The sequence below is a fragment of the Alteromonas gilva genome (genome assembly GCF_028595265.1).
Taxonomy (GTDB): domain Bacteria; phylum Pseudomonadota; class Gammaproteobacteria; order Enterobacterales; family Alteromonadaceae; genus Alteromonas; species Alteromonas gilva.
On record NZ_JAQQXP010000001.1, the window covers coordinates 1,264,337 to 1,278,534 of the forward strand.

Annotated in this window: 13 protein-coding genes; 9 read left to right on the top strand and 4 right to left on the bottom strand. The window is 47.9% G+C overall.

The window, feature by feature from the left end; all coding sequences use genetic code 11:
• Positions 1 to 160 precede the first annotated feature (160 nt).
• The 4 genes from OIK42_RS05580 to OIK42_RS05595 are packed head-to-tail and all read right to left on the bottom strand — an operon-like array spanning position 161 to position 6,409.
• Positions 161 to 1,585: a sensor histidine kinase gene (locus OIK42_RS05580; RefSeq protein ID WP_273638988.1), complete on the bottom strand. Its 1,425-nt coding sequence runs from the start codon at positions 1,583 to 1,585 to the stop codon at positions 161 to 163.
• 58 nt (positions 1,586 to 1,643) lie between these two features.
• Complete coding sequence (locus tag OIK42_RS05585) at positions 1,644 to 2,666, bottom strand: AAA family ATPase (RefSeq protein WP_273638989.1); 1,023 nt, start codon at positions 2,664 to 2,666, stop codon at positions 1,644 to 1,646.
• Between the two features lie 11 nt (positions 2,667 to 2,677).
• Positions 2,678 to 3,349, bottom strand: a complete 672-nt coding sequence (locus OIK42_RS05590) for a response regulator transcription factor (RefSeq protein WP_273638990.1) — start codon at positions 3,347 to 3,349, stop codon at positions 2,678 to 2,680.
• 54 nt (positions 3,350 to 3,403) lie between these two features.
• Positions 3,404 to 6,409 carry a TonB-dependent receptor domain-containing protein gene (locus OIK42_RS05595; protein ID WP_273638991.1) on the bottom strand — a complete coding sequence of 1,002 codons (3,006 nt, stop codon included), beginning with the start codon at positions 6,407 to 6,409 and terminating at the stop codon, positions 3,404 to 3,406.
• Between the two features lie 346 nt (positions 6,410 to 6,755).
• Here OIK42_RS05595 and OIK42_RS05600 point away from each other — a divergent pair, with 346 nt between their 5' ends.
• From OIK42_RS05600 to OIK42_RS05640, 9 genes are all read left to right on the top strand, one after another.
• A complete protein-coding gene (locus OIK42_RS05600; RefSeq protein ID WP_273638992.1) occupies positions 6,756 to 7,760 on the top strand; it encodes a proteasome-type protease in 1,005 nt (334 codons plus the stop codon).
• Positions 7,761 to 7,855: 95 nt separating this feature from the next.
• Complete coding sequence (locus OIK42_RS05605) at positions 7,856 to 8,662, top strand: transglutaminase domain-containing protein (RefSeq protein WP_273638993.1); 807 nt, start codon at positions 7,856 to 7,858, stop codon at positions 8,660 to 8,662.
• 238 nt (positions 8,663 to 8,900) lie between these two features.
• Positions 8,901 to 9,122: a hypothetical protein gene (locus OIK42_RS05610; RefSeq protein WP_273638994.1), complete on the top strand. Its 222-nt coding sequence runs from the start codon at positions 8,901 to 8,903 to the stop codon at positions 9,120 to 9,122.
• A 22-nt stretch (positions 9,123 to 9,144) separates the two neighbouring features.
• Complete coding sequence (locus OIK42_RS05615; RefSeq protein ID WP_273638995.1) at positions 9,145 to 9,366, top strand: hypothetical protein; 222 nt, start codon at positions 9,145 to 9,147, stop codon at positions 9,364 to 9,366.
• 22 nt (positions 9,367 to 9,388) lie between these two features.
• Positions 9,389 to 9,553, top strand: a complete 165-nt coding sequence (locus OIK42_RS05620) for a hypothetical protein (RefSeq protein ID WP_273638996.1) — start codon at positions 9,389 to 9,391, stop codon at positions 9,551 to 9,553.
• 245 nt (positions 9,554 to 9,798) lie between these two features.
• The gene (locus tag OIK42_RS05625) at positions 9,799 to 10,974 is read left to right on the top strand and encodes a PQQ-dependent sugar dehydrogenase (protein WP_273638997.1); all 1,176 of its coding nucleotides are present in this window, start codon (positions 9,799 to 9,801) and stop codon (positions 10,972 to 10,974) included.
• A 341-nt stretch (positions 10,975 to 11,315) separates the two neighbouring features.
• Positions 11,316 to 13,412, top strand: coding sequence for a diguanylate cyclase (locus tag OIK42_RS05630; protein ID WP_273638998.1), 2,097 nt, complete (start codon positions 11,316 to 11,318; stop codon positions 13,410 to 13,412).
• Between the two features lie 134 nt (positions 13,413 to 13,546).
• Positions 13,547 to 13,729: a hypothetical protein gene (locus OIK42_RS05635; RefSeq protein ID WP_273638999.1), complete on the top strand. Its 183-nt coding sequence runs from the start codon at positions 13,547 to 13,549 to the stop codon at positions 13,727 to 13,729.
• A 2-nt stretch (positions 13,730 to 13,731) separates the two neighbouring features.
• Positions 13,732 to 14,136 (top strand): VanZ family protein, encoded by a 405-nt coding sequence (locus tag OIK42_RS05640; protein ID WP_273639000.1) that lies wholly within the window; start codon positions 13,732 to 13,734, stop codon positions 14,134 to 14,136.
• Positions 14,137 to 14,198 lie beyond the last annotated feature (62 nt).

The following is a 14,198-nucleotide window of genomic DNA, read 5'->3' on the forward strand; positions in this document are numbered from 1 at the left end:
CGATTGGTGATCGGCGCAGGCAACAATACCGCCGCTACTCACTATTTGCGTTGCAAGCCGTGGCGGTATTCACTGGATTGCGCAAGGTTGTTTAACGTCATTTAGTCAGTAGCGCAGTGCCGGGGAGGAACTCACGTGCACCGCCCCATTGATACAATAGCTATAGTGACGAGGTGTGGAACTGCAGCGTAAATCGCGCACCACTGCCGCTTGCGTTTTCAACCGATACCGAACCACTATGCAGTTGGGCGATGGCTTTTACGATGGCAAGGCCCAGTCCGTGACCGTTGCGGTTGGGTGGAAATTTAGCAAAGGGTTCAAACAGATTACCCAGTTTATCTAATGGGATCCCAGGGCCATGATCCCGCACACTGACGCAGTAGTCGGTCTTCACGTTTAGCGTGACGGTTTGTCCGGGCGAAGAAAACGACACGGCGTTGTCTACCAGATTGGCGATGGCCACCTCTATCAGTCCTTCGTCACCGGGCATAATAATGGCTGGCTGTTCGACGTCTAAACAGAGTTTGACCCCTGAGGTTTCGGCGAGTAAATGGCGCTCTTTAACTACCCGCTGACAACACTGTACTAAATCAATCTCATGCTCATGATTTTTAGGCCCGCCAATGCGCATCAGGCGTAGCAGTTGATTTACCAGATGGGATAAACGTCTTACATCATCAATCAGCTTCTCTTTGAGGGAACCTTCATCCATCATCTCCAGCCGGGTGCGCAAAACGGTTAACGGGGTACGCATCTCATGGGCTGCGGTAGACAGGAAAAAATTATGCTGTTGCTGGGTTTCATCAATGCGGGACAGCATTTCGTTAACCGCTTGTACCAGAGGAAGCACTTCTTTGGGCAAGCCTTTTTCAGGGAGCTTCTGATGGAGGTTTTTCGGATTAAACGAGTAGGCCACTTTGGCCACTTTGTTCATCAGTCGCCAGTTAAACAGCAGAATGACAGCAGTAATAATAAATACGCCGGCCGCCGACAGAATAAGGTTGGCGCCCACATCCACAACCATGCGCTGATAAAATGCCCATAGCGGACTTTCAGGGGGCGTCATGGCAACTTTAATCCCTGAAAATTCAAGATAAAATCCGTAGTCATTGCAGTTGCTGTATTGAATATAGCCGTGATCCCCCTTATTCGAAATCGAATCATAGTACGACGTGCATAAGTTGCTTTTGTTGACATCCCTGCTGATTTTATCGATGTCATCGAAACGCAAGGCTGAATAGTAGCGGGGGATTCTGCCATTGCTAAAGGTTTCACCATCGACGATAAAAAAGTAACTGAAATCCGGGTTATTCTGTTTGAATTCGTTGAGAGACCCTGAGAGTTGGAATGACTTATTAGTCGTCTTTCCTTCATGTCTAGCGTCCATAAACTCCCGAATTTCCCGGCGTACCTTTTCATTGGTGTATAAAAAAGGGGACGGTTCGGTGACATTGAGGTCGGAGATAGGTAAATAAGCAATGTAATAGATTGTTGCCGAGATGAAGACCAGAGTTAAAATCAACATCTGCCCGATCATAGAGTGATGGATTTGTCTGAAGAAACCAAGTGTCAGGAACCGTGTCATAGCCTTGTCTTTGTTCGAAGTGAAGCCTCATCAAGAGGGCAAGATTACACAGAGTGTATCATGGACTTTGTCGTTTCGAATCGGGCCTGGGCAGGCGGGCCTGTATATCTTCAATGATGGCATCTGCGCTGATCCCTGCGGCCTGAGCTTTAAAATTGCAGGCAACCCGGTGACGAAGCACAGGCAGAGCCACTTTTTCTACGTCATCACAACTCACGGCGAAGCGCCTTGCAAGCAGGGCTCTAACCTTTGCAGCCAGCATCAGACTTTGGATGCCACGTGGGGACGCACCCAAAGCAACATATTGATTAACCATATCTGTTGCGTATTCACTGCCAGGTTGAGAGGCCATAACCAGCCTGATGGCGAAGGTTTTCGCCGCATTAGGAACGGGAATGTCCCGCACTGTCTGACGTAGCTCGCACAGTGCTTTGGCAGAGGATATCGCCTGAACATCGATTTTTGTGTTGCTGGTGGTGCGGTCGATAATTGTGTGATAATCCGACTCGGATGGATAGCCCACGATCAGTTTAAATAGAAATCGGTCGAGCTGTGCCTCCGGGAGCGCATACGTGCCTTCCTGATCTACCGGGTTCTGTGTTGCCATGACGCAAAACGGGTCGGGCATTGTTATGGTTCTGTGTCCCGCTGTGAGCTGTTTTTCCTGCATGACTTCAAGCAGGGCTGATTGGGTTTTCGGTGTGGCCCGGTTTATTTCATCAGCCAGAACCAGATTGGCAACAATGGGGCCTTCCTGAAAGGTGAGTGTATGATTACCGCTGCCATCATCAACCAGCACGGAACTGCCTACGATATCTGCGGGCATCATATCCGGCGTAAACTGAATGCGGTTAAACTGCAGGTTCACCACCTGACTCAGGGTGCTAACCAGCATGGTTTTGCCCAGCCCGGGCACGCCTTCGATAAGCACATGACCGCCTACCATCAGTGCTGTCAATACGCCGTCAACGACGTCAGCCTGACCCACAATCACTTTATTAATTTCGTTGCGGATCGTTTCAAACGTTTCGGAAAACTGGCGCACACGATGTGTGGCATCTTCAATAGAGTGTAATGTCATAAATGCTCTGACTACGCTTTAATAAGACTGTAGCCCAATCCTCGTGTCGTTTGGATTTTTATGTCGTCGGTGTGTTCAGACAGATTTTTTCTCAGTCGACTGACCTGAGATTCAAGGGAGTTTGAAGAGACAAATTTGTCATAACCATACACTTTTGATTCGAGGGACTCCCGCGATACCAGGCTGCCTGGTCTTTGCATCAAAGCTTCCAGTACCAGCGCTTCTGTGCGGCGTAGATTCAGCACTTCACCGTTGACGGTAAAACTGCGGCTTTCAACATCGTAATTAAGTGGTCCAAAGGTTTTAACGTCACGTTGAACTTTAATTGGTTGCTTTAGCGCATTGCGAATGCGGGCAAGTAATTCTCTGGGTTCAAAGGGTTTGGGAATATAGTCGTGAGCACCGGATTCAAGTCCGCGAACGCGATCATCCACGTCGCCTAGCGCTGTCAGCAAAATGACTCGCTGCGGTTTGTTATTCTCTTTGAAGTAGCGAAGCATGGTCATGCCTTCACCATCAGGTAACAGTCGGTCGAGCAGCACAAGATCAAACGTATTTTCGTAAACCGCGGTTTTTGCTATTGCAAGGGTAGGGGCAAGGTCGACAACAAAGCCATTTTTTTCCAGATAAGCAACCAGTGTTTCCGCTATGTTCTCATCGTCTTCAATCAGCAATAATCGCATTTGCATGTCTCTTTGGCGTGAAATAAGCGCCTCATTAGAGGCGCATTTACTTTTTTAAAATTCGTACTGGAGCTCCATTGAGAGAGTACGACCAGCCGTGTTATAGCGCGCTGCATCATACGGCAGGCTGCCCACAACGACCATTGGCGGTGTTTTATCGAAAATATTTCGGCCTGAAAAATTCACACGAAGATCATTCGTCAACTGATAGTTGACGGTTAAATCAAACGTGGTCATTGAACTTACTTCGATCACATCTTCAGGGTTTGTCACATTACCGCTGCTAAGAATCGCTTCGTTGTCATTAATATAGTTTGGTAAATAATAAACCCAAAGTGTGGTTGTAAGGTCACCAAAGTAATAATTTAATGAGGCGTTAATGCGATAATCATCAACCCCGCCGATTCTACCTAATCTGGATAGTGGCGTACTGTCGCTAATCGCTCTTATCTCGGATTTCAGGTTATCAAGATAAGTGATTCTAGGATTAAATGTACCTACCTCTGTTCTCACAAAATAGCCGACTTCGTACATGATGGAGGAGAATTCAGACCCTGTCTGGTTGAAGGTCATATTTCTCATCTCCGTGATCTTTCCGTTTTCGTCACGAGGATAGTATTGTTCCAGAGCATAAACGCTGGACTGAGGGATCAGTCGTATTAAATCCGCAACTACTGCGTATTCGTTCTCGATTTTAATCTTATTATAGGTCACATCTACGGTGAGACCCGCCAGGGCATCTTGTGGATACCACGATAACGTGTAGGCTTCCTGTTTAGATGTCTCTGGTTTTAAGTCCGGGTTAGGCGCCGATACTCGTGACGCGTAATAACCGTAATAATCGTCTCTGTAGTCAAAATCACAATCGTTATTTTCACGACAGTCATAACCAGGGTCGTTAGTTATTTGTGTCGAGTATTCCGTAGTGCCGGCTACACTAAACATATTCGTATAGGGTGGGGCTTTAAACCCTTCTGACCATTTAGCTCTGAAGGTGATGTCGTCGGTTGGTTGCCAGTTAAAACCGTAAGATGGTGTATTTTTGGCAAAGGTATTTTTACCATAAATTAATTCGCCACCTAAGTCTGGGTTGATATTGTCAACGGTACCAATTACCCCTTCGGTATTGTATTCATCGCGTCTTGCGGCAAGGCTTAACGTCAGTGAGTGGAGTAGTGGGAAGGTAAAGTCTCGTCCAAAAACAGGAATCGATGTTTCAATGAAGAAACTTTCGCGCGTTCTGTGCATCGCTTGACCAGTAAATATTGCGATTTCGTTACTGTCTACACCGTCGTCATTGTATTCGCCACCAATAGCATAGTTAATTTTGCCGGCGGGTAATTTAAATACAGAGCCTGTCAGGCGAAGTTCGTAGTTCTCAAGTTTGGAACCGCGCTGTTCGGTAGCCTCTCGGTAATAGAAAGGATCGAAGCTCCCGCCACTGCCATCTACGGATGATTTCCATGGATTAAATGCAACAGTTGGATCTGAGCTGGTCAGCGCTTCACACTGGCGGTCAAACAGGTCCTGATAAAATGCTAATTGGTCACCGGTATAGTTTCCCTGCGCCAAATCGAAGTTAAAACAGCTCCATCCATTTGGATTGGTAGTATCTTTATTGATAGAAACAATAGAGCCGGTTGCGTACCTTTCACCTGTCGTGGTCGAACGAGAGCTGGAATAAATGAATTCGGCTTTTGTATCTTTATTTATTTCGTAGGTTAATCCCAGGTTAAAGCTCCAGGCATCATTAGTACTCTTGCTGTAGCCAGGTTCAACTTCGCCAGCTGCTAATTCTGCTTCAGGGTGATAAAAAGCTGTAATCCCTGGGCTCCATGCCTGTACATAGTAGGCAGGGAAAGGGTTGTAAGCCTGACCTGGCGCAAGTGCTAAGCCGATCCCTTTGAAATTGATTTGGTCTTGTGATGTATCATTTTTCGTATACAGGCCGTTCCCGTTAATACTTAAGTGCTCTGTCAGCTGTTGCTCAAAACTTACAGAAACGCTTTTACTCTCAGAGTCAGGACCACCTAACCGAGGCACATAGTCACGCATTGCGCTGCCATCTACCATAGTCATGTCATCTAAGGTAGGTTGGCCGGTGAAGCCATCAGGTACGGTATATGCCTGTGTGAGTGTATCTACCAGACCTGTATCTGGGTTGTATACAGTGATTGAATTATCAACGAAGGCGGGTTGTCCACCGGCCGAAAAGGAACGACGGTCATAGAATGGATTGTCATTAAAATAAGGCGCGTAGTTGTTTGTCACATAGCCTGTTTTACTATTTATAACCGGCTTTCTTTTGGAATAATCGAGCGTCAGTGACACATTACCTGACGTCCAGGAACGGCCTGTGTAAAGGCTAATGCTGGAATTGTCCGCACCATTGTTTGAGTCTTCGTGCTGAACGGTTACCGTAGAGCCTGAATAACCACTTTTCAGAATAAAGTTTATTACACCACCCATTGCATCGGCACCGTAAACGGCAGATGCACCATCGGTAGTGATCTCAACTCGCTCAATGGCACTTAATGGAATGCCGTTCAGGTTGACAAAGCCGTCTTCAATACCCGCAGCGCCGGCGATTCTTCGGCCATTGACAAGAATGAGTGTACGACCTGCTCCCACCCCCCCAAGGTTGGCAGCAGAAACACCCAGAGCACCGATGGTTGACATGCGACCAGCGGTATTATCAGCAACAGCCAGCGGGCCTTTTGGATTGAGATTAGCCATACCACCAATGGTGGCAAGGTTTTGTGGTAGTGTACGAATAAGTTCCTCTACACTGGTCACCCCGCGGCGTTTAATGTCTTCAGCGGTGATAACGTCAAGTTTATTTACCACGTTGCCTTTTTTTAAACGAGAACCGGTTACCAGAATGCGATCTTCTATTTCCGGCGACTCGGGTTGCTCAGACGCATCCTGCGTCTTTACTTTGCTATCTTGCGTAGATTCGACGGAAATTTCTGATTCCTGAATGTTCGCAGCAATGGATGATGTATGTATTCCCAGTACCGCAATCGCGATCAGCGACAGCGGGAATTTTTTGTTATTCACTTATTGGTTCTCCGAATTGAGTGTTGTTCCCATTCGAGCAGGCATTTTTATAATTGTAATTCTCTCGACCTTATAATGAATAACCTAAGAACCTTGCATGAACCTGACTCACTTATTGCTTGCTATTAATACGGACGGCTAATGATTAATCTACGCAGTGTTATTCAGCACCAGGGCATATTGCAGCAGATGTCTTTACTATCAAAAGCAAATTTTTGTAATCTAAAACTACTTTCACCGTCGCTGTAAATAAAGTGTGTCAGCATTGGCTCGGGTAAAACCGGCTTGTGTTGTAGTGAACAGGAATGTAGTTTATGCTTTTTAGCTCCTTGTTGTGAGATAACCTATGACTTATTGTTTGGCGCTAAAAATGAATGAAGGCATGGTCTTCGCTTCTGACTCCAGAACGAATGCCGGTGTGGATCAAATCGCCTCTTTCAAAAAAATGCGCACCTATAATAATGGCACCGATCGTGTAATTGTAACCTTAACATCGGGCAACCTATCAATTACACAAAGTGTGGTGAATCTCATTGAGCAGCGCGCTAGCGATCCGGATGTGGCCAATATCTGGAATGCTAAAACCTTATTTGATGTTGCCACCCTGTTTGGCGAATGCCTGCGTGAAGTCAGAAAAGAGACCGCCGCTTATCTGGATCAGACCAAGGTGGATATGGGCGTAAATTTCATTGTGGGTGGCCAGGTGGCGGGAGAGCCCCAGCGGTTGTTCCTGATTTATTCTGAAGGCAACTTTATTGAAGCCACCGAAGAAACGCCGTTTTTTCAAATTGGTGAAACCAAATACGGCAAACCGGTGCTCGACCGGTTTATGCAGCCCGAAACCACGCTGGTTAATGCCATAAAATGTGCCCTGGTGTCGCTCGATTCTACAGTGCGTAGTAACATCTCAGTGGGGTTACCTATCGATTTGGTGAGTGTAAAACCCAACCATTTTGAGTTTAACAGCCAGTATCACATTACCGAAGATGACGCGTATTTTTCGCATATCAGTACGTCATGGCGTGAGGGCCTAACAACCTTGTTTGACGGTTTGCCAGCGCCCGAAGGGTTTGATGACAATACCAAGGTAATGCGTGCCAATGAGTCTGATAAGCCGTTGGGTACGCCTGTTGGGCAAGCTGCAGCACCTGCCTCAGAGGTGGCAGAGGAACCACAAAACAGTCCATCCTTAGCGCAACATCAATCAACACCGGCAACGAGTTTAATGCATGCGGCGCAAAATAACCTGCCTGCACAGCATTCGCCAACGGTAGCGCCGAATCAACAAAACACGCAAAACAGCCCGGTGTCGGCGAACAACACAATAACAGCGGGTAATACAAACCGCTAGTTGTGTCATCTAAACGCTGATACTGTTAATACATTATCGCTGAGTCGCTATTTTAAGGCGGCTTAGCAAGCGACCTACAAGGAAATAATCTGGGTATGTGGTTAAGAACAGAGTGCAATCTTACCTTTGATATAACAATACCTACCCCGTTTATTTTGATGTTGCGGCCTCGGAATGACTTAAGCCAGTGGGTGGCCAAGCAAGCCTATACCATTACGCCGAATGTGCCCGTTACCGAATACACCGACAGTTTTGGCAATGCCTGCCAGCGGCTGGTGGCGCCGGTTGGCACGTTTTCGGTGAGTACGTCTGCAACAGTGTTAACCTCACCAGCGCCCATAGGCGACCGCTGGGCAGGTTTTAACGATGTAGAAACCTTACCTAATGAAGTACTGGGCTACCTGTTACCCTCGCGGTATTGTGAATCGGATCGTTTTGTTGAAATGGCCCACAGTATCGTTACCGGTTGCGTGCCGGGGTACGAGCAGGTTGCGGCGATAGAAAACTGGATTCGAACCCACGTGCGCTTTAATCCCGACTCCATGTACTTTCAGTTGTCTGCCACAGAAGTTAATCAGTCACGCGAAGGCGTATGTCGGGAGCTGGCGCATTTGGGCATCGCAATGTGTCGTAGCCTGTGTATTCCTGCCAGAATGGTGGTGGGGTACTTACACGGACTAACCCCAATGGATATGCACGCGTGGTTCGAGGCCTACGTGGGTGGGCGCTGGTACACCTTTGATGCCACCCAGCCCGACTCAAGCGGTGCGCGCGTAGCGATTGCCTTTGGTCATGATGCCTCTGATGTGGCCACCTTTACTCAGTTTGGCCCCGCCGTGCCCCCTAAAAGCATGACCGTGGATGTGCGTGAAATCGCCCCGCCCGAAGATGTTACCCCCTAACGCGTTACAAAGTGCGCAGCTTTTAAACCCTCTAGCCCTGTCTTGTTAAAGGTGGGGCAGATCGAGTCAGTTGCCAGGCAACGTGCTCAGGCTGCGTGATTACGCCGTTCTAACGACTAAAAGCCTCTTTATAGAACCGCCAATACCCCACCAGATAATTCTGGCTTCAGGTACAGTGTTTATTTTTTCTGCCGTCGCTAAGATAAAATCTCTACGGTGAAAGAAATGGAGAGAGTAAATGCAAAACTTAACAGAAAGAGAGCTCTTAGTTATCAGTGGTGGCGAGGCTGATTGGGGAGAAGTGGCTGCCGGCGTTGGCGCAGTTACGCTAGCGGTAGCGATCGCTGCTACGCCAGTAGGGGTAATAGGTGCCGCGTTGGCAACCGGTATATCGTATTTTGGAGGAACATTGGTAGGTTCAGGTTTAACCGGCGGTGATGTATGGGGCTTTGACGGTTAGCGCAGCACGGGATGGAATAGCTATGATACCAGTGTTAATTGGGATAGGGGTTGGATTAATGTTATGTGCCATGCTGGTGTTACCTTACCTGAAACCAGCAAAATTTAATCCTTACCTTTTTTATTCGCTGTCTTTGCTGACCGTTATCAGTTTATTTATAGCCCAGGAATACGTATACGCTCTGGTGTTACTGGCTGTGTTTGTTGTTGCTGGTATGGCATTGAGAATTGTACAACAACGCTAATACAGATGAACGGTGAAGGCGAATGAACCCTAAAATACTCATATGGCTTTCTAACGCAGTATTTATAGCGGTCATTGCGGCCTTATCTATGCAAGACAGGCTGGCCTGGCCGACTTTATTGCTGGTGTTTGCCGTTAAATTAGAAACCGCAGTAATTAACTATTATGTGTTTTATAAAAAACAATAATAGCGATACAAGTGGCCTGCTCAATCTGAGTAAAGAAATACAGAATGCCAATATTCAACACACCTACCAGGCTCACACTGTGAAGGCGATGATGTAGCGGAAATCTTCGCAAGGTGAGCCTAACCGCAAAAAATGCCGTACCAACATTTACTGATTAGTTGCACGCCATACCGCAGTACTTAGGGGTGTGGTTTTTATTGCGTGAACTAAAAACGCGAACACTGAATAAGGTAGGTACCCCCATTATGCAAAAAAGAATCATACGACAAAAAATAGCATTGCTTGTTACGCTGTTAGCGGCCTCATTCGTTGCTGCTGCACAGTTTGGCTCGTCTGCTCAGGTTGAAATGAAGGGCAGTGAGGGGACGTCGCTCGTTGGCCATGTTAAGTCATCGTTCGACCACCCCTGGGCAATGACATTTTTACCCGATGGTCATAGTTTGGTAACCGAAAAGGCCGGCACTTTGTGGTTACTCGATGCGGATCAGCAAAAACGTTTTACTGTTTCTAATGTGCCTGATGTAACTGCCCGGGGGCAAGGCGGACTGGGTGATGTCATAGTTCATCCGGAGTTTGCCACGAACAACACCATTTATATCTCCTACATTGAACGCGACCCCAAAGACGATGCGTTCAGTGGCGCCGTGATTGAGCGCGCCACCCTCAACATTACCAATAGCGCTGCAAGCTTATCGAATCGGGAAATCATTTGGCGTCAATCGCCCAAAGTGACCGGCAACGGGCATTATTCGCATCGGATGGTGTTTTCGCCTGATGGTTATTTGTTCATTACGTCCGGAGAGCGACAAAAATTTACGCCAGCGCAAAACATGGCGATGAACCTGGGTAAAATCGTGCGCTTAAACGCCGATGGTAGCGTACCCAAAGATAACCCTTTTTATGGCAACGGCAGTGTTACTGCGCAAATATGGACGCTTGGCCATCGTAATCCGCTGGGCATTGATTTTGATGAGCAGGGTAATCTGTGGTCGCATGAAATGGGGCCGCGTCATGGTGATGAGCTGAACATCATTGAGCGAGGCCGCAACTACGGCTATCCCATGGTGTCGCAGGGAGATCATTATTCGGGCGTAAAAATTCCTAATCATGAAGATTACCCTGTGTTTAAATCGCCGGAACTGGCCTGGGTACCCGCCATAAGCCCTGCTGGTTTTATCATCTATAAGGGTGATTTATTCAGTGACTGGGCAGGCAATGGCTTTATCGGTGGCTTGTCATCCAAAGCCCTGGTCCGTGTGGCCTTTAACAAGGACGACGATGGCAAGTGGAACGTGACAGAGGCGGAACGCTACGAGTGGGGTAAACGGGTTCGCGAAGTGGAGCAGGACAGTATGGGTAACATCTATGTGCTGGAAGACAAGGAAGGCGGTCGCTTAATAAAACTGCAACACAGTCATTAGCAGTTAATCACGGCGCACTGAATGGCAAAGACAAGGCGCGAACCGCACGGAACGCGCCTTTTGCCATTTAAGCCTGGTGTTTCGCTCCGCACCAGCAGGCGCTCTGTGCTAGGCCGCACAAACAATCCTGGCGCCAGCTGTTTTTTCGGCCAGGAAAAAGCTAAATGACTCACAGCCAGGTCAAAAATTTTGCCGGTACTTCAACTTTCCAGCCTCTCACATTAATTTAACCAATAACACAAAACGAAAATCGCCTGTGTGGGAGAGCAGTTATTGTTCACACCATTAAAAGAGCGTGTATAGTGATGCGATTATCCATACCGTGTAGTTGAGGGTTTGTCATGTCATGTGGTTTCAGGCGCTGGTGGCTTGTGATTTCCTTGTCGATATTCATGGCGTCACCCGCCTCAGCAGAGCCAAAGCCAGCGAGTGATTTGCCTGAGCAGATAGCAAAAGCACGCAGCGCCGGCGATATGCAAGGTGCCGATGAACTGGCAACGCGTTTCGTTACCCTTGCACAAGAACAAGGTGATGCCGGTCTTGAGGCGCAGGCCTTATTTCAGCAAGCGCGAAACGCCATGGAACGCAACCGCTATAGTGACGCGCAGAGCAAACTGGCGCAGGCAATTGAGCTGTATCAGAGTGTTAATGACCAAAAGGGCTTAGGGCAGGCATATCGCCAAATGGGGTTAACCTATCGCTATCAGTCAAACTACTCCATGGCATTGCAATACGTGTACTTGTCGATGCAGATTTTTCAGCAGTTAGACGACTTAGACGCCATCAGTTCGGCGCATAACAGCATTGGCGTTATACTGGAAAAAATGGGCTATTACGAAGAAGCGCTGCAGGCCCACCAGAAAGCGTTGGAGCTGAATACACAACTCAATGATATGCCTGGGGTTGCCAGCGCGCTGTATAATATTGGCGACCTGCGCCGGGTGATGGGCGATCTGGATACGGCACTAATTTACTTTGAGGATGCCCTGCAACTGGATATTGCGTCAGGCGATCAAAAAAATATCGCTTACAGCCACAACAAAATAGGGTATTTACTCAATACCATGGGGCAACACGAGCGGGCGCGTACCCACATTCTCAAAGCGTTGGAACTGTTTCGTAAAATTCAAACGCCACGAGATACCGACTGGGCCTTATCGTCGCTCGCTCAATTAGAAATGGACAGTGGTAACCTTGAGGCCGCCAAAACGTTAATTGATGGCGTGATTGAGCGCGCAATCGAACACAACTATCGCAGTTTGTTGGTTGACGCCTATGAGGTTGCCGCCGAGCTTGATTACCGGCAAAAAAACTACCCCTCCGCTTTGACTTATATTGCCGCCGGGCTTGAGCAAGCCAAACAAAATAAAGAGCTTGCCCATGAGTCAGACTTTGAAGCCCTGCGAGTTAAAGTACATTTAGCCAACAACTCGTTGCAGCAGGCGTTTGAGGCGTTACAAAGACAAAAGCAGCTCGACGATCAGCGTTTAAATGACGTGCGTGTTGAGGGCATTGCTAAAGTGCAAGCTCAGGCAGAATTTGTGCGACGAGCCCATCAAATCGAATTACTCGAAAAAGAGCAGGCACTGGAGCATACGTCACGCATTTTATGGATGACCGCTGCAATTGCGGTGATCTGTGTATTGTTGCTGGTTTTGTTACTCTACGGCCGTTTTATGCAGCGTCAGGTTAATCGTCAGCTTGAGCAAAAAGTCGCGCAGCGCACCCAGGAACTGGAGGTTAAAAACCAGCAGCTCTCAGCAGCGTATCGTGAAGTCGAAGCCATCAGTCTTACCGATAAGCTTACCGGTTTGCATAACCGCCGCTTTTTAGAAAACCATGTAGAACCAGATTTAGAAAGAGCCCTGCGACTTTATTACGACTGGCATAGCGGTAAAACAGGTAAGCCGACCGAAGCAGATATTGCCTTGTTTATTATCGATTTGGACGACTTTAAAGAGGTAAACGACTCCTATGGGCACAACGTCGGCGATACCATACTCACACAGCTTGCCCAACGTATGAGTCAGGTGTTTCGTCAGTCTGATTATTTAGTGCGTTGGGGGGGCGAGGAGTTTGTTGCCGTGGCGCGCTTTATCAACAGAGAAGAAGCTGCGCTACTGGCGCAAAGAATGCTGGAGATAATTAATAAGCAAGAATTCATGATTTGCGCCAGCGACACGCTCAGACAAACCTGCTCTATTGGCTATGTGTGTTTTCCGCCGGTCCTCCAGGCCAATAGTAATCAGATCAGTTTAAAGTCGCTGATGGCAGTGGCTGACAGTTGTCTTTATGCTGCCAAATCGGCCGGTAAAAACGCCTGGGTCGGTGTTGAGTCTGCCCATGATCCTATTTTATTTAATGATGATGCTACGCTGTCGGGGATAGATAACTTGCTTCAGAACGATAAGGTGATTATTCGCCGCTCTTGTGGGTAGTCGGCAATAATCGCTGTCGCTGTGCGTTATCAGCATGCTGTTCGGAGAGAGTGGAGCTGTTCGGAAGTTCAGTTTAAGGTTTTTGCTATTTTTGGCATGCTGAGAGCCTGACAAATTAAAAAGTCGCCAAACCAGTGACAAATTTCAGTGAACATAAACCAGACGCCGGGAGCGGAGCAAATCCTTCGCTGGTATTTATCGGTGGTGCATTGGTTGGCGGTTTAATTTATGACGGCGTTAAGGCAGCCTACCAACACCTCAAAAATGCAGAACCACGCGAATCTACCGGCGGTAATATGCAGCGTGGCAGACGTTAAGTGTGTCACAATCTTGGGCGGGCGCGGGAGGTAAGCAGCCATACACAAGTGCCTTTGCACTCCCAATAGGGGGTTGTAGTGTACTGCTATGTATTGCTATTGAGTTGCTGTATCGCCCTTACATTTACCGTGAGCACCTTCAGGACTTTGGCATCGCTGACTCTGGCGTAAGTTTTTTTAGTACCATTGCGGCGTACTTTGTTTTGTCACTGTATGAAAAAACGTCGAGGCATCTGCTGGCAGCGCTGTATGTGACCATTGGTGCCTGTTTGTATGAGCTTCTCCAACTCTTAACGGGGCTCGGCGTTTTCAGCGTGTCTGATCTGATTGCGTGCATGCTTGGCGGCTTTGCAGTAGCTGCCTATATCTGTATTGAGCGCCGTTACCGCCGGTGTATTACCCCCTAACCCAATGCCTACTTAAACGCCCGTGGGAGGTGTAATGACTGGCTTTGCCTCGTGCGCCAGGT